The sequence below is a fragment of the Mycetocola saprophilus genome (assembly GCF_000718085.1).
GTDB lineage: Bacteria > Actinomycetota > Actinomycetes > Actinomycetales > Microbacteriaceae > Mycetocola > Mycetocola saprophilus.
This window is the reverse complement of sequence record NZ_JOEC01000002.1, coordinates 1,137,745-1,159,715: the sequence shown is the minus strand read 5'-3', so window position 1 is coordinate 1,159,715 and position 21,971 is coordinate 1,137,745. Positions and strand designations below refer to the sequence as shown.

At 66.6% G+C, this 21,971-nt stretch carries 19 protein-coding genes and 2 tRNA genes; 6 read left to right on the top strand and 15 right to left on the bottom strand.

What is annotated here, in order from left to right:
- Positions 1–42 precede the first annotated feature (42 nt).
- The 6 genes from IE92_RS0111110 to IE92_RS18770 form a co-directional block, all read right to left on the bottom strand.
- Positions 43–1,020 carry a nucleoside hydrolase gene (locus tag IE92_RS0111110; protein ID WP_030148569.1) on the bottom strand — a complete coding sequence of 326 codons (978 nt, stop codon included), beginning with the start codon at positions 1,018–1,020 and terminating at the stop codon, positions 43–45.
- Positions 1,017–2,210 (bottom strand): LacI family DNA-binding transcriptional regulator, encoded by a 1,194-nt coding sequence (locus IE92_RS0111105; protein ID WP_081863882.1) that lies wholly within the window; start codon positions 2,208–2,210, stop codon positions 1,017–1,019. The genes IE92_RS0111110 and IE92_RS0111105 overlap by 4 nt, the downstream gene beginning before the upstream one ends.
- Positions 2,207–3,595, bottom strand: coding sequence for an MFS transporter (locus tag IE92_RS0111100; RefSeq protein ID WP_051701585.1), 1,389 nt, complete (start codon positions 3,593–3,595; stop codon positions 2,207–2,209). The genes IE92_RS0111105 and IE92_RS0111100 overlap by 4 nt, the downstream gene beginning before the upstream one ends.
- Positions 3,596–3,907: 312 nt before the next feature.
- A complete protein-coding gene (locus tag IE92_RS0111095; protein ID WP_043321534.1) occupies positions 3,908–4,198 on the bottom strand; it encodes a DUF3039 domain-containing protein in 291 nt (96 codons plus the stop codon).
- A 39-nt stretch (positions 4,199–4,237) separates the two neighbouring features.
- Complete coding sequence (locus IE92_RS0111090) at positions 4,238–5,779, bottom strand: hypothetical protein (protein WP_030148565.1); 1,542 nt, start codon at positions 5,777–5,779, stop codon at positions 4,238–4,240.
- Positions 5,755–7,146: an ATP-binding cassette domain-containing protein gene (locus tag IE92_RS18770; RefSeq protein ID WP_245601262.1), complete on the bottom strand. Its 1,392-nt coding sequence runs from the start codon at positions 7,144–7,146 to the stop codon at positions 5,755–5,757. The genes IE92_RS0111090 and IE92_RS18770 overlap by 25 nt, the downstream gene beginning before the upstream one ends.
- Positions 7,147–7,699: 553 nt before the next feature.
- On the opposite strand from IE92_RS18770, the gene IE92_RS0111075 reads away from it, so the two are divergent.
- The 4 genes from IE92_RS0111075 to IE92_RS16735 all read left to right on the top strand — a co-directional run bounded on the left by IE92_RS0111075 (position 7,700) and on the right by IE92_RS16735 (position 11,101).
- On the top strand, positions 7,700–8,392 hold the full coding sequence (locus tag IE92_RS0111075) for a phosphocholine cytidylyltransferase family protein (protein WP_030148562.1): 693 nt from the start codon (positions 7,700–7,702) through the stop codon (positions 8,390–8,392).
- A gap of 116 nt (positions 8,393–8,508) precedes the next feature.
- A complete protein-coding gene (locus IE92_RS0111070; protein ID WP_030148561.1) occupies positions 8,509–9,315 on the top strand; it encodes an ABC transporter permease in 807 nt (268 codons plus the stop codon).
- Positions 9,315–10,061 (top strand): ABC transporter ATP-binding protein, encoded by a 747-nt coding sequence (locus IE92_RS0111065; protein ID WP_030148560.1) that lies wholly within the window; start codon positions 9,315–9,317, stop codon positions 10,059–10,061. Before IE92_RS0111070 ends, IE92_RS0111065 begins: the two co-directional genes overlap by 1 nt.
- Before the next feature lie 38 nt (positions 10,062–10,099).
- Positions 10,100–11,101 carry a hypothetical protein gene (locus tag IE92_RS16735; RefSeq protein ID WP_211250780.1) on the top strand — a complete coding sequence of 334 codons (1,002 nt, stop codon included), beginning with the start codon at positions 10,100–10,102 and terminating at the stop codon, positions 11,099–11,101.
- 48 nt (positions 11,102–11,149) lie between these two features.
- On the opposite strand, the gene IE92_RS0111055 is transcribed toward IE92_RS16735, so the two are convergent.
- The 5 genes from IE92_RS0111055 to IE92_RS0111035 form a co-directional block, all read right to left on the bottom strand.
- Positions 11,150–12,385, bottom strand: coding sequence for a CDP-glycerol glycerophosphotransferase family protein (locus tag IE92_RS0111055; protein WP_043321536.1), 1,236 nt, complete (start codon positions 12,383–12,385; stop codon positions 11,150–11,152).
- Between the two features lie 42 nt (positions 12,386–12,427).
- The gene (locus tag IE92_RS0111050; protein ID WP_030148557.1) at positions 12,428–13,321 is read right to left on the bottom strand and encodes a glycosyltransferase family 2 protein; all 894 of its coding nucleotides are present in this window, start codon (positions 13,319–13,321) and stop codon (positions 12,428–12,430) included.
- Positions 13,314–14,126, bottom strand: coding sequence for a CDP-alcohol phosphatidyltransferase family protein (locus IE92_RS0111045; RefSeq protein ID WP_030148556.1), 813 nt, complete (start codon positions 14,124–14,126; stop codon positions 13,314–13,316). Before IE92_RS0111045 ends, IE92_RS0111050 begins: the two co-directional genes overlap by 8 nt.
- A complete protein-coding gene (locus tag IE92_RS0111040; RefSeq protein ID WP_030148555.1) occupies positions 14,123–15,193 on the bottom strand; it encodes a glycosyltransferase family 2 protein in 1,071 nt (356 codons plus the stop codon). Before IE92_RS0111040 ends, IE92_RS0111045 begins: the two co-directional genes overlap by 4 nt.
- A 169-nt stretch (positions 15,194–15,362) precedes the next feature.
- Positions 15,363–17,399 (bottom strand): trypsin-like peptidase domain-containing protein, encoded by a 2,037-nt coding sequence (locus IE92_RS0111035; RefSeq protein ID WP_051701586.1) that lies wholly within the window; start codon positions 17,397–17,399, stop codon positions 15,363–15,365.
- Positions 17,400–17,602: 203 nt separating this feature from the next.
- Between IE92_RS0111035 and IE92_RS0111030 the strand changes: the two genes are divergently transcribed.
- The gene (locus IE92_RS0111030; RefSeq protein WP_030148553.1) at positions 17,603–18,745 is read left to right on the top strand and encodes an aminotransferase class I/II-fold pyridoxal phosphate-dependent enzyme; all 1,143 of its coding nucleotides are present in this window, start codon (positions 17,603–17,605) and stop codon (positions 18,743–18,745) included.
- Between the two features lie 113 nt (positions 18,746–18,858).
- On the opposite strand, the gene IE92_RS17860 is transcribed toward IE92_RS0111030, so the two are convergent.
- Positions 18,859–19,197, bottom strand: a complete 339-nt coding sequence (locus IE92_RS17860; RefSeq protein WP_081869605.1) for a CHY zinc finger protein — start codon at positions 19,195–19,197, stop codon at positions 18,859–18,861.
- Between the two features lie 174 nt (positions 19,198–19,371).
- On the bottom strand, positions 19,372–20,226 hold the full coding sequence (locus IE92_RS0111025; protein ID WP_043321538.1) for a carbon-nitrogen hydrolase family protein: 855 nt from the start codon (positions 20,224–20,226) through the stop codon (positions 19,372–19,374).
- A 546-nt stretch (positions 20,227–20,772) separates the two neighbouring features.
- Between IE92_RS0111025 and IE92_RS0111020 the strand changes: the two genes are divergently transcribed.
- Positions 20,773–21,285 (top strand): hypothetical protein, encoded by a 513-nt coding sequence (locus IE92_RS0111020; RefSeq protein ID WP_156027512.1) that lies wholly within the window; start codon positions 20,773–20,775, stop codon positions 21,283–21,285.
- A 189-nt stretch (positions 21,286–21,474) separates the two neighbouring features.
- Here IE92_RS0111020 and IE92_RS0111015 read toward each other — a convergent pair.
- Together IE92_RS0111015 and IE92_RS0111010 are read right to left on the bottom strand one after the other, a co-directional pair.
- Positions 21,475–21,551 (bottom strand) — tRNA-Met (locus IE92_RS0111015).
- Positions 21,552–21,785: 234 nt separating this feature from the next.
- Positions 21,786–21,862 (bottom strand) — tRNA-Met (locus IE92_RS0111010).
- Between the last annotated feature and the right edge of the window lie 109 nt (positions 21,863–21,971).

Below are 21,971 nucleotides of genomic sequence, written 5' to 3'. Positions count from 1 at the left end.
AAGAGGAGAGGGGTCCGCCGTCCGGCGGGCCCCTCTCTCCCGTTATCCGTGGGCGTCGAGGGTGTCGGTCAGCAGGTCGAGCAGGCGCGCATTATCGATGCTCGTTACCACCTCGATCGGCGCGGGCGCGGCCCCCAGCGCGGGCAGCGCATCCGGGGCCCAGCGCACCGTGCGACCGCGGGTCGGTCCCGGCAGCAGGTCCACGCTGATCGCCAGGTTTCGGGTTTCCACGATGCCCGGATCCAGCAGCAGCGCCACGGTGACCACGTCGTGAATCCACATGCCCCCGATGCCCCGGGTCCGGGCCGAATAGGTGATCCAGGGGCGCAGGGTGGGGACCAGCGCGCGGGTCAGCCGAGTATCCAGCTGCTCGATCCGGTCCAGGTCCGCGTGGGTCATCAGCGTCGTGGTGGTGGCGTCCATCGGGACCAGGGTGATTTGGGCACCGCTGGAGAGCACAATCGCCGCCGCATCCGGGTCCACCCCGAAGTTGGTATCCACCGGATAGCCGTCCACCTCGAACACGCCACCCATGATGATGATGCGCGCCACGTTCCGGGCGAAGTCGGGGAAGAGTCGCGTGGCCAGCGCCAGGTTGGTGAGGGGACCGATCGCCACAATCGTGATGGCTCCGGGATGGGCCCGGACCAGCTCGCCGAGCACCTGGGCCGCGGGCGTCCTCGGCACGTCGTGGGCGGCGCGGGGACGCGGGGTGGATCCCCAGGTTCCCGCCACCGTCGCGTCGGCGTCCTCCCGATCCAGGTGGGTGCGCCAGCGCTCGGGCGGTTCCACCAGCGCGCGTTCGGCCCCCAGATAGATCGGCACCTCGGCCCCGAGGTTCTCGATCAGGGTTTGCGCCGAGGCAAAACCCAGCGCGCTCGGGGTGTTGCCGGAGACCGTGGTGATCGCCTCGAGGGTCAGTTCGGGATGGGCGGCCACGGCGAGCGCCAGGGCCAGCCCGTCATCCACGTTGGCCCCGGGCACCCCGTTGCCGGGATCGCAGTCGATCACGATCCTCACGCGGAGGTCCCCGTCCGGGACCGGGGCCGTTCGGCCGCGGTTTTTCCCGCCGTCGCTTGCTCCGTTGTCGGCCGTTCCGCCGCCGGTTGTGCCGCCGCTGGTTGTGCCACCACCGGTTGCTCCGCTGCCCCATGCTCCCCCGCCGAGCCTGCCGAGCCCGCCGCCCCGAGCAGCGCCCGGGCCGACGGGGTGCGCCGATACTCGCACCCGCAGGAGCGTCGGCGCACCAGCTCGACATCGCAGACGGTCACCGGATACTCGGCCCGGTCGCTCCGGGTCAACAGGTCGATGGCCAGGGCCGCGATTTCCTCGATCGGCTGCTCGATGGTGGACAAGGCCGGAATCGAATACTCGGCGTTGGTGGTGCCGTTGAAACAGATCACCGCCAGGTCCTCGGGGACCCGCACCTCAAGCTCCGCCGCCGCCGCTAGCACGCCCAGGGCCTGCTGCTCGTTGGAGGCGAACACCGCATCGGGACGGGTGTCGCGCTCCAGCAGCGCCCGCCCGGCGAGGTATCCGCCGCCGCGGGTGTAGGTGCCCTCGATCTGAAGATCGGCGCGCGCCGCGTCGCCGAGGGCGTCCCGCCATCCGTCGCGTCGGTCGCGGGCATTTTGCTGCGCCAGCGGCCCGGTGATGATCGCCACCGCGTCCCGACCGTGCTCGATCAGGTGCCGGGTGGCCGAGGCCGAGGCCGCCCGCTCATCCACCCGCACGCCGATGATCCCGGGACCCGCGGGCGGCTCGTCCAGCACCACAACCGGGACCTTGCCCACGGCCTGGTCGAGCCAGGGATGGTCCCGGTCCACCCCGTAAAACAGCAGTCCGTCGATGCGGTGCTGGAGGAATGTGCCCACCAGATCGGCCTCGCGGGCCGGATCATCCGCGGAGTCGCCGAGCAGCAGGGTGAAGCCGCGCCGGTAGGCGGCCCCCTCGATCGCATGCGCGAGGGCGGCCACAAACGGGTTGGCAATGTTGGGCACGATCAGCCCGAAGGTGCGGGTGGATCCCGAAGCCAGGGCCCGGGCGATCCCGTCGGGCCGATACCCGGTGGATTCGATCGCCGCCAGGACCCGCGCCCGGGTCGCCTCGGCGACCGGGCGCGGACCATTATTGACCACGTAGCTGACCACGGCGACCGAGGTTCCGGCCACCCGAGCCACGTCGGTGCGGGTTACTTTTTCCCTACTCACACGGTTCCCATCCGAGCCTCGGCATCATCGGTGGCATCGTGAATCAGGTTGAGGTCGCGGCCGCGGGTTTCCGGGGCCTTGAAGGTGGTGAACAGCCCGATCGCCGCCATGACCACCCAGTACAATGCTAGCGGCCACCAGGCCCCAAACGCGGCCAGTAAGCCGGCCGCCACGGCGGGTGCGGTGCCGCCGGAGAGGATCGATCCGATCTCCTTGGCCAGCGCCATCTTGGTGAAGCGGTTGCGGGCACCAAACAGCTCCACGCCGTAGGCGGCCTGCACGCCGAAGATCCCCAGCGAGGCGATGCTCATCCCCACGATAATGATCGCCATCACCACGGCGGTGTCACGGGACTGGATCAGCGCAAACGCCGGGAACGCGTAGGCCACCAGCAGGATACAGAACCACCGGTAGGTGATCCGACGTCCGAAGCGGTCGGAGAGCCAGCCGGCAAATGGGATCACCGCAAAGCCGATCAGCGAGGCGATCAGCACCGCGGCGGTGGGCACCGACTTATCCACCATCAGCACGGTGGCCACGTAGCCGATCAGGAACCCCTGGGCCATATAGGAGGGACCGTTCTCGCCGATGCGCAGTCCCAGCATCACAAAGAACGCGCGGTTGCGACGCCAGAACGAGCGGGTGTCCACCGCGCGAATGGCCTCGGTGCGGGCGGCGATCTGCTCACGCTGCTTGGCGAAGACCGGGGTCTCCTTCATGGTGCGACGCAGGACCAGGGCGAAGCCGGCGATCAGGATGCTGGCCAGGAACGGGATCCGCCACCCCCAGCTGGTCAGATCCTCCTTGGGCAGCTGAACCACCAGCAGCCAGGCGGTCGAGGCGAGCAGCGTCCCGCTGTTCGAACCCAGGGCGACGATCGAGGCCACCAGGCCGCGGCGCTTGACCGGGGCAAACTCGGTCAGCACGATCGCGGCGCCGGAGAGCTCGGCGCCGGCCCCGAAGCCCTGCAACACTCGCAGGATCAGCAGCAGGATCGGGGCGAGCGCGCCCACCTGGTCATAGGTCGGGAGCAGTCCGATCAGGGTGGTGGCCCCTCCCATCAGCGCGATGGTGATGACCATGACCGTCTTGCGGCCGTGCCGGTCGCCGATCCGGCCGAAGAACCAGGCACCCACCGGACGGGCAAAGAAGCCGACCGCGTAGGTGGAGAAGCTCGCCAGCAGCGCGATCGTGGGCGAGGACTCGGGGAAAAACAGGGTGTTGAACACGAGTGCGGTGGCGAGGCCGTACAGCGCGAAGTCGACGTACTCCATCGTGGTGCCAAGCCACGAGGAGAGCGTTGCCGTCCGAAAGCTCTTTTTTCCCTCGGGGGTGGAAAGCGCATCTTCCGTTACGAGAACGGGGGCGGACTGGGTGGGTTCCACGGGGGTTTCCTTTCACGCGGTCTGATGCCGCGGCTCTGGGTGGGGAGAAGGGTCTACCCGCGTAGAGTCTGCGCAAAATCTACGCGGGTAGAACACCTGCTTACGGTAAGCAGCACCCGCGATGGTTGACAAGCCCCGTGGCCGCAAAACACCCACTGTTCACCCACTCGTCGCCCGGGCTTACCCCCTCGGGGCACACACAAAACGCCCCGCCTGCGAGGTCCGGTCCGCGCGGCCGTTGCGACCCCCACCGTGTGGGGTGGGGCAACAACCGCGCGAATCCGCCGGGCAGCGGGGCGTTAGTGGGTGGGTTTAGCTATCGCGCAGACGCGCGTACACTTCCTTGCAGGCCGGGCAGACCGGGAACTTTTCCGGGTCGCGACCCGGGGTCCACTTCTTGCCACAGAGCGCGCGCACCGGCTTACCGGTCATCGCGGACTCCAGGATCTTTTCCTTCTTCACGTAGTGCGAGAAGCGTTCGTGATCGCCGGGCTCGATGGCCTCCTCGTTGAGGAGCTTTTCCAGCTCGCGGTCAAGCAGGGCGGTGCCGCCGCCGTCCGGCGTACCGTTCGGGTCGGAGATACTCAGGTTCACGTCGCTCATGGGTTCAGTTTAGGCCGTTTGCCCGGATAATGCGCGCCCCTAGTGCGAGGTCGCAAACTCCATCAGCTCCGCCGTGTGCCGGGTGTAATAGCGAGCCCCGGCCGCAACCCCGAGGATCAGCACCAGCACCCCGACCCCGAGACCCACCGCGAGGGTAAGCCCGATCATCGAGGACTCGCCGCCATACGCCCGAGTCGCCAGGTAGAGCACCGGGAGGCTCAGCACCACGGTCCCGATCAGGCTCAGCGCCTGCACCCGAGCCGAGTATCCGCCGCCAGCCTGGGGCTGCTGGAAGGGGCTATCGCCGGGCTGAACCGCCGGATACGGGGTCCGTGCCGAGAAGTAGGAGGCCAGCCCGAGACCGGTGAGCAGGATTCCCCCACACACGCCGATCAGGACCGGCAGCATCTCGGGGACGCCACCGAGGCCCACCGAAATCGGGGCGCCGATCGCGATCACCAGGACACCCAGGAGAAAGACCGGCAGGATTCGACCGATCCGGTCCGCGCGGCCCGAAACCCCGGAGGTCACGTGCAGCCAGAGTGCCGAGGAGTCTAGGGCCAGGTCGTTATGCGGCGCCCAGGCGATAAAAAGCAAAATAATCGGCAGCGGCAGCAGGCTGAGAGCCGACCAGGACACCCCGGCGATATTCAGCGCAAACACGGCCACGATGGGAACCACCGGAACGATCAGCAGCGAGGTGATGTAGCGCGGATCGCGCAGCCAGTAGGTCAGCGAGCGTGCGGCCACGGCCGCGGTGGCCCCGGCGGGAACCCGGGCAAACCAGCCCAGGTGAATGCCGGCGGGAACCTCGGGCCGACTCACCGAACGCACCAGATACGTGCACAGCACACCCCAGGCGGCAAACAGCACAATCACCGTGAGGACGGCAATCGCCAGTCGCCCGGCCAGCGCCCCACCGCTGCCCGGTTCGGTCAGGAGCCAGGGGGCACCAAGCGGCGTCCAGCCGGCAAACCCGGCCACCGCCGCGAGCCGGTCTGAATCCCCCAGCGCCAGGACGCCGGTGCCGATGGCGAGCAGGGCCAGCACCACGCTCACCAGACCCCGCAGTCCGCGGCGGGCGGGCTCGCGCAGCTGTCCGCCGAGGGCCGATCCTAATCGGATCAGGAGCGACCCGGTCAGCGGGACCAGGACGGTGGTCGCCAGCGCCGGACCGACCGCATCGGTCTGCATGGACGCTAACCCGAATCCCGCGATACCGCCGAGTAGCAGTAGTACGAGGGTCGGCAGGCTCAGCAGGCCCGAAAGAATGAGCCCACCGGCGAGGGTGCGCGGGGCGATGCCGAAGCCCGCGTATCCGCGCGGATCCAGCGTGCTGGACACGCGAGATACCAGGGGCACCAGGAAGCAGCCCAGCAGGATCACGCTGCCGCCCGCGCCGATCAGCGCACGCAGCAGTGCCGGATCCACCTCGGTGGGTTCCTGGAACAGCGTGGCAAACAGGTAGCAGGCGGCTGCGGCCAGGATCAGGAGGAGAACTCGGCCGGCCACGGCCCGCGGTTCGCCACGAAAGGCGTTGAGGAGGGTCTGAATCCTTAGTCGGAGAAGCTGTGCAACCATTCCAGGCCCTCCGCGGGATCGGCGGGCAGGGACAGCTCGGCGAAGCGTTCGGCCAGGGTGCCGTTGCCACGAACCTCGGCCACGGTGCCCTGTGCAAGCACGGTGCCGCTGACGATGATGGACACGTGGTCACACACCCGTTCGATCAGCTCCATGCCGTGACTCGAAAGCACCACGGTGCCCCCGTGGTCCACATAGTTACGCAGCAGGGTGAGGAGGCGATCCACCGAGACCGGGTCCACCGACTCAAACGGTTCATCCAGCACCAGCAGACGGGGCGAGTGGATCAGCGCCGCGGCCAGGGCGACCTTCTTCCGCATGCCGACCGAGTAGTCCGAAACCAGGCGGCCCAGCGCATCGCTGAGCCCGATCGCGGCGGCCAGATCGGCGATGCGCGTGCGCACGGTGGCGGCGTTCAGCCCACGCAGGGTACCCGAGTAGTGCAGGAACTGGGCACCGGTGAGACGCTCGAACAGGCGCATGCGGTCGGGCAGGGCCCCGATGGTGCGCTTGGCCCGGTCGGGATCCTCCCACACGTTGACGCCGTTCACCAGGATTTCCCCGGCATCGGGACGCAGCAGACCGGTGATCATCGACAGGGCAGTGGTCTTACCCGCGCCATTGGGCCCCACGATAGCCGAGAACGTGCCGGTGGGCACGCGCAGGTCCAGGTTGTCCACCGCGTGGGTGCCCCCGTAGTGGCGGGTCAGGCCGCGCACCACCAGGACGTCCTCGACGACGTCGCTGGACTCGGAATGATCAATCGTCTCGACTACGGTCTCGGCCACGGGCTGCGCCGCGGCGGATACTTGCGCCGCCGAGCGTTCCGCGGCAGGCTTCGCGGGGGTGCGCGGAGCCGGTGCCCGCTTGGTCGGTGCCTTCTTGGATGTCGGAGACTTCGTCGCGGGGGCCTTCTTCGCGGCCGAGGTCTTGGAGGCGGCGCTATCCGGTTCCGGTGATGCGGTGACCGAATCGACCGGTTCGCTGACGGGTTGTGGACGCACCGGAGCCGCCTGCGCGGCCGCGGTTTTCGCCGCGGCGGTCTTGCTCGTGGAGGTCGCGGCGGGAGCACCATTCGCGCTCGTCTTCGGGGCGGCGGTCTTGGCGGCCGTGGACCTGGCAGCCGTGGACTTGCTCGCAGCAGTCTTCGAGGCCGTGGACTTCGCGGCAACAGTCTTGCCTGCGGAAGTACTGGTAGAAGTTGTCTTGGCAGCGTTCGTCTTGGCGGCGGTCGTCTTGGCAGAAGTCGTCTTGGCAGCAGTGCTCTGAGCGGCGGTCGACTTCGACGCGGGGCTCTTCGCCGCGCTGCTCTTCGCCGCGGAGGCACGCGGCGTTCGCGGCTTTGCCGGTGCCTTTTTCGGCGCCACGGGCGTGCCCGAGGCGGAGGTTCCAGCGGAGGTAGCGGCGCTGCCAGAGGCCGCAGAGTCAGCGGTTCCAGAGGCCGCGGCGTCAACGGCAGGCCTGCGCCCGGCGGAGGGCGTCACCGATTCGCTCGCGCCCGCACTCGGTGTGGTCGAGCTCTCCGCGTCTCGGGCGGAGTTCGACTCCGGCTGTGACCCTGCTTCTGTGGTTCCCACAGTTGATGCCCCCATCATTTTTACGTCTTCGTTTTCGGAGTTTGGAGTGTGTCCGAGACACGTCCGCAGCTCGGATTCGCGCGGTTTTCTGCTGCTTTCCCAAACTACCAACCGATATATGAGTTCCTCGTTAAGCCCGGCCGCGTGGCAAAACTCTAACCTGAGAAAATTCCGAGCGTCGTGTTACGAAACGACAACGACCCTCCGCCCTGTGCCCCGAACTGGGCAATTGGCAGCTAACGTAGATCAGGTGCATGACGGAGTGCGCTTACAACATCTGTCCGGTGAACAACTGGCAAACCCGCCCACTCCGGATGCAACACCGCTCTGATAGGGAGTTACATTGACGACACAGGTAGTAATCCTCGCCGCGGGCATGGGCACGCGTCTCGGGCGCTCGCTCCCCAAATCGCTGACCGAACTGAACGACGGCCGCACCATCATGCAGCAGCAGTTCGACAACATCCACCACGCCTTCGGCAAGAAGGTCAAGATCACCGTGGTGGTGGGCTACAAGCTGGAGCACATCATCGAGGCGTTCCCGGACGCCGACTTCGTATTCAACGAGCAGTACGACCAGACCAACACCTCCAAGTCGCTGATGCGCGCCCTGGCAGCCTCCTCCAACGGTGGCGTGCTGTGGATGAACGGTGACGTGGTCTTTGACCCCGAGGTTCTGGTTCGCGCGGCCAAGGTTGTCGCCACCGACTCCTCCTTTGTCACCGTCAACACCGACAAGGTCTCCGATGAGGAGGTCAAGTACACGGTGGGTGCCGAGGGCTACATCAAGGAACTTTCCAAGACCGTCAAGGGCGGTCTCGGCGAGGCCGTGGGCATCAACTACGTCTCCTCGAGCGATAAGGCGGCGCTGCTGCGTCAGCTCGGCCGCGTGGACGACCAGGACTACTTCGAGCGCGGCATCGAGCTCGCCATCGAGCAGGACGGCATGCTGGTTGAGCCGATGAACATCTCCGACTTCTACGCGGTAGAGGTCGACTTCGCCGAGGATCTCGAGCGCGCGAACCTCTTCGTCTAAATCGATTTCGGGCCGCCGCACCCCGGCTTCCCACGCTTTGAACACCCCGTGTCTTCGGCCCGCCTGCGGGTCGGCGTCACGGGGTGTTGTGTTTTTGCCGGTAGATTGAGGCTGTGATGAGTACGACCACCCCACCCCGGCCGCGCCGTTCCCGCGCCGAGCGCTATCGCAGCGCGCTCTGGCTGCTCACCAAACGGGACCTACGGGTGCGCTATTCCACCAGCGCCCTGGGGTATTTCTGGTCGATTCTGGATCCGCTGGTCATGGCCGGCATCTACTGGTTCGTCTTTGTGGTGGTGTTTAAGCGTGACGGCACCATCGGTGAGGACCCCTATATCGTCTTCCTGATCGCCGGCCTGCTGCCCTGGATGTGGTTCACCGGAACCATCTCCGACAGCACCCGGGCGTTCCTGCGGGAGGCCAAGCTGGTGCGCTCCACGTCCATTCCGCGCACCATCTGGGTCGCTCGTCTGGTGCTCTCCAAGGGCCTGGAATTCCTGGCCTCGATCCCCGTGCTCATCATCTTTGCGGTGATTTTTGGGGCGCATGCCAACTGGTCGCTGGTGTGGACGTATCCGCTGGCGATCATCCTGCAGGCGACCCTGGTGCTGGGCATCGGCCTGATCGTGGCCCCGCTGGTTGTGTTCTTCCGTGATCTGGAGCGCGCGGTGAAGCTCATCCTGCGCTTCATGTTCTACGCCTCCCCGATCGTCTACTCGACCCTGGACATGCCCAAGGACATCCAGTCCTGGGCCGCGCTGAACCCGCTCAGCGGCATCTTCTCGCTGTACCGTTCGGGCCTGTACCCCGAGCAGCTGGTCGCGTTCCCGGTGATCATGTCCGTCATCATCTCGGTGGTGGTTCTGGGCATCGGCCTGCTCGTCTTCCGCCGCTGTGAGCGCGCGGTTCTCAAGGAGATCTAATGACCGAACCGATCATCTCGGTGACCGACCTGGGCATCCAGTTCCGCCGCAATAAGGCTCGTCGCCGCAGCTTCAAGGACCTGTTTGCCGGGCGCAAGCGCCGGGCCCGCCCGAACCAGTTCTGGGCGTTTCGCAACCTCACCTTCGACGTGGCGCCGGGCGAGGCCATCGGCGTGGTGGGACGCAACGGCCAGGGCAAGTCCACGCTGCTGAAGCTGGTGGCCGGGGTCATCCTGCCCGATGAGGGACGCGTTCGGGTCGGGGCCGGAGTCGCACCGCTGATCGAGATCACCGGCGGCTTTGTCAGCGACCTGTCGGTGCGCGATAACGTATATCTGACCGCCGGTCTGCACGGCATGTCCAAGGCCGAGGTGGCCGCAAGATTTGATGAGATCATCGACTTTGCCGAGATCCAGGACTTCGTGGACACCCCGTATAAGCACCTCTCCAGCGGCATGAAGGTGCGCATCGCTTTCTCGGTGATCGCGCAGCTGGATGAGCCGGTGATCCTGGTGGATGAGGTGCTGGCGGTGGGTGATAAGTCCTTCCGCGAGAAGTGCTACCGCCGCATCGACGAGCTTCTTTCGGCCGGGAGAACGCTGTTCTTTGTCTCGCATAACGAGCGTGACCTTCGGCGTTTTTGCAGCCGCGGCCTGTACCTTGACAAGGGAAAACTGGTCCTGGATGGGCCCATTGGCGAGGTTCTTGATCGCTATAACGAGGATTATAATAATCCCACGTCCTAATCCGGGCGGACCCGTTCGAACAGGGGGAAGGGGCACGCATGGCTAAGAAACCACCGGTGTACGTGGTAACGGGGGTTCCCGAGCCCGAACGCTCCCCCGCCGATCCCGCCAGCATCGACGCGATCCTGCTCCCCGGCACCACCACGTCGGCGGCCCAGGGCGGTTCGCCTCGGCCGGCCAAGGCAGGCCCCGTCGGCTCGGCCACCGATCCGGCCTGGGTCCGCGGGATCGACCGTCTGCTCTCGGTTCAGCGGCCGCTGGTCCTCGCGCATATTCGCTCGATTCGCCGCCGCCATCCGCATGCCACGGGCGACCAGATGGTGCGCATTCTCGAACGCCGCTATCTGACCGCCGTGACCTCCGGCGGTGCCGCGGTCGGGGCCACCGCGATGGTTCCGGCGATCGGCACGGGCATCACCATCGCCCTCTCCGGCGTGGAAACCGCCGGGTTCCTGGAGGCTACCGCCCTGTTTGCCCAGTCGGTGGCCGAGGTTCACGGGATCGCCGTGAACGATCCGCTGCGTGCCCGCGCCCTGGTGATGACCCTGATGCTGGGCAACGCCGGCAGCGACCTGGTAAAAAACTTCACCGGCGACGTGCTCGGCCAGGGCAACAGCCGCCGCGCACACTGGGGTCGCACGATCGCGTCCTCGATGCCGCAGATGGTCATGGGCCCCTTTGCCGACCAGGTGAAGTCTCGCTTTATGAAGCACTTTGTGGCGACCCAGGGCACCACCCTGGTGGGCAAGGCCGTCCCCTTCGGCATCGGCGCGGCCATCGGCGGGGTGGGAAACCACGTGGCCGGCCGCGGGGTGGTCACCAGCGCGCGCACGGCCTTCGGGCCGGCCCCGGTGCGTCTTCCGCTCGAACTTGAACCGCTGGAACGCGCCGAGCCGCTGGTGGGACGGGTCCGTTCGGGCATTCGTGGCCTCGGGGAAAAGATTCCGCGGGCACTTCCCGGACGCCGTCGCCCCGGAACGCCCGAGGCACCGGGGAAGAACCGCACACCGCGTCCCGAGGATCCCCAGAATCTCGCCTAGGCATTCTCCCCGGCGGCGTATTCATCCCACCGCCGCGTGGAGGCGCGCCTAGGCGTTCCTGCCCTCCTGCGCGGCGAAATCTTCCCACCGCTCCATCAGGGTGTCCACGGCCGCGTGGAAGCGTGCGGTAGCCTCCCCCGGGGTGGTGTCGCCGAAGTAGTGGCGGGACCAGCGTCGCAGGCGCGCGGTGGCCTCGGCATCATCCCGCACGCGCTCAACCTCGGTGACGATGTGGGCGGCGCCCTCGGCGGTCAGCCACTCGCACTCCTGCAGGTAGCCTCCGGCGTCGATTTCGGCGGCGGGATTGACCGGCCGGGTCACCAGCACGGGCTTCCCCACGGCCAGACGGTCATAGATCATCGCCGAGATATCAACGATGGCCACATCCGAGGCCGCAAGCTGCCAGCCAAGCTCGATGCCCTGGTCATAGACGTGCTGAACCCGCGGATCGGCGTGGTTGGCGTGCTGAATCATCGAGATGATCTCGCGATTGGCCTGCGCATAGCCGTGATCGCTCACACCCGAGCGCGGATGCGGACGGTAGATCACCCGGTGCTGACCCGAGGCCAGGAGACTCTTGACCAGGGTCACGCCGTGGGTGGCGATGGATCCATAGGCCGCCGAGGCCCGGTCCCCCTCCCAGGTTGGGGCGTAGAGCACCACGGTGCGCTCGTCGGGGACGAAGGGCAGCCTGCCGGCGAAGTGATCGGCCTGGGGACGACCGATCGCGAACGTGCGTCGATCCAGATCGTAGTCCCAGAGCGCCTGGGTGAGCCGCTCGCGGGCGGCCTCCCCGGCGATGAAGGCGTAATCGTAGGCCTTGAACTGGTTGGTGGTCATATACATCTTGTCGCTCTCACCGTGATTGATAAACACGTGCCAGCGACGTCCGTAACGGAACATCTGGAAGTTCTTGGCGTTCTGATTCACGTAGAACACGATGCGGATGTCCTGCTCCTCGAGGGTGTCCTCAAGTTCGCGAACGGTGCGCACATAGGCCACGTCCAGCGGGGATTCCTCCAGCAGCTGCGCGGCCGCGGTCGCGGTACGGGTCAGCACCACCACGGGCCATTTTTCGGCCAGGCCCGCGAGCGGCTGATACCACTGGCGCATCTGGTACATGTTGACCTTGCCATCGGCAAAGTACACGGCGATTTTGAAGTGACCGGGGGTCAACGGTGTCAGGGCCGCCAGCCGATGGGCAAGATCGGTCCGCGCGCGGCGATTCGCAATCGCCTCGCCGAGGAGAGTGAGAGCCTTACGGCCGTCGGAGATGACACCCATGTACGTTTCGTATCCAGTCGTTTACGTTGTGTTCGTTGCAGATTAGTAGATCGGTGGACGCCCGGCCCGGTTCATCCGCCAGATGGTGCGCCAGCGCAGACGCGTGCGTCCACCCGGTGCGGTGCGGATGCCCTCGCGCCAGCCACCAAACCAGGGTTTGAGGGCCTCGGGCTTGCGCCACCAGCGGGCGATCGTCGCGAGGGTCCAGACCCCCACGTAGGCGATCCCCAGCGGGAAGGGCAGGTTACGCCGGGCGATCCAGACGCGGTTTCGCGCCGTCAATCGATAATACTGGCTGTGCCGGGTCTGCTGCACGACGGGGTGGAATGCCCGCAGGTCTCCGTCGTACCAGGCCCGCAGGTCCTGGTCCCAGACCCGCCAGGCCAGCTCGATCCCCTCATGCGCATAGAAGAAGGGTTCCGCCCAGCCCCCGGTGCGATCAAACACCGCACGGGGCATCAGGATCGAGGCCTCCATGCAGGAAAACGCGGGGCCGGATTCGCTCGGGTCGGGGCTACCGGCGCGGGGGATCCAGTGGCGCAGGGTTTCCCCGGACTCGGGATCCATCATCCGCGGCTGCACCAGACCGATGCTGGGGTCGGCCCGGATCAGCCCGATCGCTCGGGCCAGATAATCGGTATCGGGCAGCCAGGCATCGTCATCGAGGAAGTAGATATACTCCCCCGCCACCTGTGCGGCCCCGCGGTTGCGCCCGGCGGGAATGCCCTCGTTGGTGGCCAGGGCGTGGGCGCGAACGCCCGCGGGGAGGCCCACCGGCTGGTAGCCGTTACCCACCACCACCATGTCGAGGCGAACGCCGGTCTGGGCGAGCACGCTGTCGATCGCGCGGCGCAGCTCCTCGGGTCGACGCCCCTGGGTGAGGATCGCGACGCCCACGCTCGGCAGGCCCGCGCCGGGCGCTGCGGCGCTAGGCACGCAGCCGCTTCGAGGTCATGATGGCCACAAAGTGCCCAAACAGGGTGATGATGCCAAAGACCAGCAGGAACACCAGGGTGCCACGCATCGCCAGCTCGCCACCGATAAACAGTCCGACCACGGCGCCCACAAAGATCACCATGGTGAGTTCCACCGAGTGGAACAGGCGGTGGAAGGGCAGGAAGCGGGCGATCCGACGGGCCGCCTGCAGCAGACCCGGCTGCGGTGCCGACTCGCTCACGCTATAGGTGAGCTTGGGGGCACCATAGGCGGCACGGGCGTTGCGCACCATATCGTTGAGGGCCTTGTTCAGGATGATCACGATCGCCAGGCCCATACCCAGGGTCGTCCAGAGGTAGTCCTCGGGTGCCTCAAACGGGTAGCCGGCGGCGCGAATGGCCAGCGCGATGGGGATCAGCGTCTCGGTCGAGTAGTGCCCCACCGAGTCGAGGAACGTGCCCGCCGGGGACGAGGTCTTGCGCCAGCGCGCCACCTCACCATCCGAGCAGTCCACAAGCATCTGCAGCTGACCAAAGATCAGACCGAGAACCGCGCCCCAGATCCCGGGGATCAGCAGGACCCCGGCCACACACCATCCGGTGAGGATCATGATGCCGGTCACGCCGTTGGCGCTGATCCGGGTGCGCAGCAGCGCCATGGTCAGGTACGGGGACAGATCACGCAGGTACAGCGAGGCCACCCAGTGCTCGGCGTTGCGGCGGGATCGAACCTCCGGCGGCTGGGCCACGGCGCGCAGCTCGGCCAGCGAGCCGGGTCGGGTATAGCGAGGCTGGGAGTCGGTCATCGGCGGTTCTTACCTTCGTTTTTCAGCGCCGAGGTGGACCCGGCAAGGGAGAGATATCCCAGGATAAACCCGATGCCCCAGCAGAAGTGAATACACGGGATGACGATCAGGAACCAGGCCATCGCCCGCGGGGAATCCTTCGACCCGACGGTGAGGGTGGCCAGTAGGACCAGCAGCACGTAGCCGGCCGGGATGATCCAGCCCCACACCAGCGGGTTCGGGGTACCCAGCGCGGACTCCACGGTCCCGATGACGCCCAGAATAATACCCACGGTGACGGCCAGAACCATCAGCGGCGGCGCAAAGTAGCGGATGATCCCCCGGCTGGGGAAGGTACGGCTGAGCTCCCCGCGCCACAGGCCGGTGGAGAAGAACTGGCGAATCAGGCGGTTCAGGCTCGGCCTCGGCCGGTACACCACGCGCATTTCGGGGGTGAACCAGACGGTTTCCCCACCCTTGGCCAGGCGGTGGTTGAGCTCCCAGTCCTGGCCACGCTTGATGCGCTCATCAAACAGGCCCGCGGCCTCCAGCGCATCCCGGCGGAACACGCCGAGGTACACGGTTTCGGCCGGCCCCTGGGTGCCACCCACGTGGTGGGGGCTGCCGCCGAGCCCCACCCGGCTGCCATAGGCGCGGGCCACCGCCTGCTCGAACGGGGTGGTGCCCCGGGCGTCCATGATGCCGCCCACGTTGGCGGCGCCGGTGCGCAGGATCGTCTCAACCGCGACAGAGGTGTAGTTGGGAGGCAACACCGAGTGGGCGTCCACCCGCACCACGATGGGCAGGGTGGTAGCGCGAATGGCGATGTTGAGTCCGGCCGGGGTCGAGCCCACCGGGTTGTCGATCACCCGAATCCGGGGATCCTCGGCCGAGAGCTCGGCCACGAGTTCATTGGTGCCATCGATACTGGGCCCCACGGCGATCGCCACTTCAAAGGGGCCGGTGTAGTCCTGGGCCAGCAGTGAGTCAACGGCCGCACGTACGTGGGTGACATCGTTGAGCACCGGCATAACGTATGAGACGCCGGGTAACGTGGTCTGGGAAGGGGCAGAAGAATGCTCCGACATGGTCTCCGCTCGCGGTATTGTCCGAACTAGAGCGTATCAGTCTCTTTCGGAATCATGCTGCGGGAACGCCGCAGGCTGGCGTTCGAGTCCCGGATATACGGCGGCGCCCGCCGTGTTGTTCAACACGACGGGCGCGCGGTGGCTCTGGAAGGAAGCCGGTGAATCGGGCCTACTTCACCGAGAGGGTGGCCAGGGTCACGTTGGCGGTGCCCTGGTTGGTGCCCCGCACGTAGGTGATCTCCACCTTGGTGTCCGGAGCGTAGGAGCGAACCTGGGCGGTCAGATCGTTGGCGCTGGAGACGGGCTTACCATTCACCGCGGTCACGATGTCACCGGCACGCAGTCCGCCGGCCTCGGCGGGTCCACCCGCGGTGACCTCCTTGATCAGTGCGCCGGCGGTGGTGGCGTCGGCCACGGTCGAGGCATCCTGAACGGAGGCACCCAGCAGGCCGTGGGTTGCGGTTCCGGTCTTGATGATCTCGTCGGTGATCCGCTTGACGGTGTTCGAGGGGATCGCGAAGCCCAGGCCGGCGCTGGCACCCTGGGTGCTGTTGTCGCTCTTACCCGGGTCGACGATGGCCACGTTGATTCCGATCAGCGAGCCACTGGAATCCACCAGCGGTCCACCGGAGTTACCCGGGTTGATCGGGGCGTCGGTCTGGATCACGCCGATCGGCACCTGAGCCTTCTGCTGGCTCGGCTGCTGACCCTGCTGGTTCTGGCCGCGCAGGTCGAAGCCCCAGTTGTGGCCATCGGAGTTACCCGAGTCGCCGTTCTGGTCGTTTCCACCGGCGCTTGAATCGTTCTTCGGCACCGCGGTGGACGGCAGGCTCAGCGAGCGGTTGAGCGCGCTGACGATACCGTTGGTCACCGAGTTGGGCAGATCCAGCGGGGCACCCACGGCGATCGCTGCCTGGCCGACATTGAGCTTGTCGGAGTCGGCGAAGTTGATCGGGGTGAAGTCGTTCACACCATCCACCTTGATCACGGCGAGGTCGTTCAGCGGGTCGCTTCCCACCACCTTGGCGTCATAGCGACGACCGTTGCTGTCCTGCACCTTGATCGCCACGTCGGTGGTGGCACCGTCCAGGGTGACCACGTGGTTGTTGGTGACGATGTACCCGTCCTTGGTGAGCGCGGCACCGGAACCGGTCGCGCTGCCACCCTGCGACTGCACCGAGATGGTGAAGGTGCTGGCGAGTGCGCGATGGGCGGCGGCGGCAATCTGGTCCACCTTGGTCTCATCGTTGACGGACACGGTGCCCGCCCCGACGTTTCCGGTCGAGGAGATGTGGGACTGGTTCGGGGAGATCAGCGCATAGGTCGCCGCGCCGATTCCTCCGCCCAGCAGCGCTCCGACGGCGAAGCCCGCCACCACCAAAACGGGGGCGCGACGCTTCCTGGGGCCGGGGGCGGCGAAGGCGTTCCCCGAGTTCGGGGGTGTGCCCCCAAATCCGGAACCACCGGCGGCGTGCGCACCGGGATGCTGGGCGTCCGAACCGGGGTAGGCCGGGGCGGACCCGGGGTACGCGCCATAGGAACCCGGAGCGGAGGCCTGGGCGGCCGGAGCAATCGGGGTCGTGGCCGCGGTCTGGGCGGCAGCGTGGCCGGCCGGAGCGATCGGGGTGGTGGCCGCGGTTGCCTGAGCCGAGTGCGCGGACGAGGACGGGGCCGAGTGCGCGGACGGAGCCTGAGCAGAGTACGCGGGCTGAGTCGGGGCGGTGGCCGGGGCCTGAGCCGAGTGGGTGGGCTGCACGGGCTGAGTCGGTGCCGTGTGCTGGGCCTGACCGGCGGGCTGCGCCGGAGCGGCCGGCTGCGCGGCGTGGGACGGCGCGGTGGGCTGCTGACCCGTCTGCTGAGCCGCGCTGTAGGCGTTGGTCGGCTGCTGTGCCGACGGGTAGCCGGGGGTGGCGGACTGCGGGGCGGTCGGGGCCGGACCGGCCGCGGTGTATCCACCGTGGGTGGGCAGCGGCGGTGCCGGACGCGGCTCGGTGGCCTGGTGGGCGGCCGGGGTGACCGGTGCGGCAGGAACCGACGGCTGCACCGCGGTCTCGGTCTGGTCTGCCGATACCTCGGGCAGTACCCGGGTCTCGGCCTGGGTGTCGGTGGACTCCTGGGTGTTGGCGGTGTCGTGAGAATTGGCGGACGTCTCGCCGGTGCCGTCGGCCCCGGTAGTCGGATCGACCTCGTGAGGGTTGTGAGTCATGATTGCTCCTTCCAAGCACAGCCAGCTTGTCGTGCGAACCTGAACGTTTCTTAAGCGCCAGCTGTGGAGTATCCAGCGCCCCGTTTTGCCCCGGATTTCCGGGGTTCCGTAACGATACGACTTCTTCATCGTAGCCGCCACTAGGCTGGAGCGGGCCGGAAATGACGCCGACCGTTACACATTCTTTAGCAAAAGGACTGGGCATGAACGCTCTCGCTGGTTGGTCTCGAGCCGCACGGGGTGCGGGGCTACTCTCCCCCGGCGGCGCCCCGGCCGCCTCGATCTTCTCGGAGATGAGCGCCCTGGCTGGTGCCACCGGGGCGATTAACCTGGGGCAGGGCTTTCCCGACGAGGATGGCCCGATCGAGGTCCTGGAGGCCGCCCGGGAGGCGATTGCGTCCGGGGTCAACCAGTACCCGCCCGGACGAGGTACCGCGGACCTGCGCCTGGCCATCGCCGAGCACCGAAACCGGTTCTGGGGCGACAGCCCCGATCCCGAAACCGAGATCCTGGTCACCGCCGGGGCCACCGAGGCCCTCGCCGCGACGATCCTGGGCCTGACCGAACCCGGCGACGAGGTCGTGACCTTCGAGCCCTTCTATGACGCCTATGGCGGCCTGATCGCGCTGGCCGGAGCCACCCACGTCACCGCGACCCTCCACGCCCCCACATTCACCCCCGATCCCGACGAGCTGCGCCGAGTTATCACCGACCGCACCCGACTGATCATCGTGAACACCCCGCACAACCCCACCGGCGTGATGCTGTCCACCGAGATCCTGGATCTGCTGGTGGAGCTCGCCCACCGCCACGATGCGATCATCGTGACCGATGAGGTTTATGAACACCTCACCTTTGAGCACACCCACGTGCCCGTGGTCACGCGTCCCGGAGCCGCCGAGCGCACGCTGACGATCTCGTCGGGTGGAAAGACGTTTGCGACCACCGGATGGAAGATCGGCTGGATCAGTGGCCCGGCAGATCTGATCACCCGGGTCACCACGGTGAAGCAGTTCCTCTCCTACGTGAACGGAGCACCGTTCCAGCCGGCCATTGCGGTGGGCCTGCGCCTGCCCGATGCCTACTTCACCGGGGTGGCGAAAACCCTCCAGGGAAAACGGGACCGCCTAGCCACCGGACTGTCGGCGGCCGGTTTCGGAGTGTCTCTGCCCGACGCCGGATACTTCATCGTCGCCGATACGTCGCCGCTGGGGTTCGCCGACGCCACCGAGCTGGCTCGCGAGCTTCCCTCAAGGATCGGGATCGCGGCAATTCCGGTCTCCGCCTTCGTGCGGCCCGAGCACCGCGACGACACGTGCATCGTTAGGCAGCCGCGCGCATACTGACGCTTACCGTGTCGAAATAGCCCCGGAACACCGCGGCGTGCATCGTTAGGCAGCCGCGCGCATACTGACGCTTACCGTGTCGAAATAGCCCCGGAACACCGCGGCGTGCATCGTTAGGCAGCCGCGCGCAGGTTCGCGCTTACAGTGTCGAAGTAGTGTGGGGCGTGCACCGCGAGGTCCGAGCTAAACCCTGCCGCACAGTCGGGGCAGCGGTTCACCTCAAGGTAGGTCGCGATTGTCAGCGTGGCTGAGCACGCCCCACACAGAATCGCCGGTTCACCCCAGGCCGAGCGCGGCCAACGCTCGAGCCGGTGATCGGCGTCTTCATCATGGCAGCGGAAGCACGGGTAATAGCGAGAGCAGCACGGAACGAGGATGGCGACTATGTCGCGTTCACCGGAAAAGTGAACGCAACGAGTCTCCTCGTCCAGCGTTGCTCCATATACTCGCACGTTGCCCTCCCCAAGGCATTTTTCGTTTGCTCATGTGCCACCGAGATTACCGCAATTCACCCGTATTTCCGAGGTTTATCCCCAGATTAGGACCGGTAATGCGGCCCCAGTTGGGGGGCATATTCGCGACGGGGAACGACGATTGGTAGCGAAATTTCGCGTAATTCCGCGGTTCTAGTCGGTTTTTACCGGTACCGGAGCCCCGGCCCGCGGAAGCACACGGTAACGCCGCAGCGAGAGCGCGGGGTTGGTTTCACGCACGGCCTCGATGTGGGCCGGATCGAGGTCACCCAGGGCGAGCCCGGTTTCGGCGCCGAGGGTGGCCAGGGCGATGCCCGCCGGGTCCACAATCACGCTGGCACCGATGCCACCGGGGGCGCTCTGATCGGCGGCCACCACATAGGCGGTGTTCTCGATGGCGCGCGCCGCGGTGAGCGTCATCCAGTGGTGCTCCTTATGCCGGCCGGGAACCCATTCCGAGGGCACCAGGATGACATCGGCGCCGGCGTCCACCAGAACGCGCGAGGATTCGGGGAAACGCAGGTCGTAGCAGGTCTGCAGCCCGAAGGTCAGCCCGCCGATCCGGAAGAGCTCGTCGGGGCCGGAGGTGTCCCCCGGGGCGATCCAGTCGCTTTCCCGGGTGCCAAACGCATCGTAGAGGTGACGCTTGCGGTAGCGCGCCTGAATGCGCCCGCTCGGGTCGATGGCCACGACGGTGTTGGAGACATGGTCCGTGCCGAGGGATTCGAACATCCCAAAAACGATCCAGAGTCCGAGCTCGCGCGCGGTTGCCGAGACCCGACGAACGAAGGGTCCATCCAGGGGTTCGGCGAACTCACGAACTTCCGGGCCGAAGGGCGGGCGGAACCAGGCCGAGTACTCGGGGAACACGATCAGTTCGGCACCGCGGTCGCGCGCGGCGCGGGCGAGGCGAAGCATCTCGGTGTGATTATGGTCGGGCTGGTCATCGGGGGCGAACTGTCCGACGGCCACGCGTACGATGGCTGAGTCCTGGGTCTCGACGGTCATAAATTCCACCCTAGCCGCGGGAACGCGGCGATGGCAGACCGCGCGGCGTGGTGCACGGACGTGCAGGGCGCCAGGCCCGTAACCGCGATGAGCGAGCCTCCTGGGAGGCTGGACCTGCCCAACCAATTCGATCCGCACCGGGACCGGAGCGTGCGGTCGGTGCCGGTGCGGATCGTTTCAGGCTAATGGTCGGCCGTGTCCCCCCAAGGTAACGGCCGACCCGAATGATCCACGTGATACGAGGTCCCCCGACCGCGTATCCCACACCACATTTCTGGGGTGCCGGCTCTTTGAACCCGAATCTCCAAACCGGGTGAATCACTAGATCCACACTATGGCGGGCGACAGTTCTTACCCGGGCCCGTGTCGCATACCGTATGCCGATATGTCGCGGCTCGACTGTCGGCATGAACGGCACCCCGGCAGAGCTCATGGGCGAGCATCACACCCATGACGCCCCGGCGTCCCACGAAACACGCGGGAACCCCTGGTAGCGTTCCTCTACCTACGCGGTCGCGTCGGCTCTCACTACTCCTCGGGGGAATCATGACCAGCACACATTCACGCCCACGCCTGCGCCCCGGGGCACTGGTGACGTCCGCCACCGCCGGGCTACTCGTCCTATCCGGGTGCTCGGCCCTACCCGGTTTCTCCGAAAGCGAGCAGTCCTCCAAGACCCCCGCGTCCGCAGCCAGCACCGCACCGGCGCAGGACTGTGCGGCGATCGTGCCGGTTCTCGGCAAGCTGCCCGCGCTGCAGCTGGATGGGACTGCCGCGGACTATTTCACCGAGTATGCAAACTCCGTGACCAGGGCCCTGAATGCCAGCACAAATGGCGAGATTTCCGCCACGCTCACGGGAATCAACGAGCAGATCACGCGTGCCTCAGATGTCACAACCCGGCTCGCCGCGCTCGGCGACACCTCGGGACTCAACCCGGCACAGCTGATCGAGCGGGCTCAACAGGCGGCAGACCTAGCCGCGGAGGCTAAGACGGTGTTCTCCGACCTCACCACGCAGGTGGGCAAACTGACGGCACTCTGTCCGCAGGTGAAATAGCGAGTCATGTGATCCGTCGCCGCACGCGGCCAGGACATGACGCTACCCGAGGCTTGGCATCGGCTAAGACATCACATCGGCTGAGACATCGCATCGACTGAGACATCGCATCGACTGAGACATCGCATCGACGAGGCAAAGCAAAAGGCCCCCGGAAACCGGGGGCCTTTTCTTGCGATCTTGTCGCGATGGTTGCGGGGGCAGGATTTGAACCTACGACCTCTGGGTTATGAGCCCAGCGAGCTACCGAGCTGCTCCACCCCGCGTTACGTATGTCAGCTTATCACGGCCCCGCACGCGAGCCAATTCGAGGCCAGGAGTCGGCGCGTCCCCCGGCCCCTTCGCCAACAGCGGTGGTTGAAGGAACTGAACCAACCGAGACAACCGCAACAACCGCAGCGGGCACCGGAACCGCAGCAGACACGGCCAGCTCGGCACGATCTGCTCAGCACAGCAAAAATCCCCGGATCTTCCGATCCGGGGATTTTGGTGTTACCACATGGTTGCGGGAGCAGGATTTGAACCTACGACCTCTGGGTTATGAGCCCAGCGAGCTACCGAGCTGCTCCATCCCGCGTTACGTTTATTACTCTACCCAGTAGATCCCCGAAGCGCCAATCGAGCGATTCTCTCGGCGTGGCGCGAGCCCTCCCCCGCTCCAAAACACGAACGGCGCCATCCCGAGG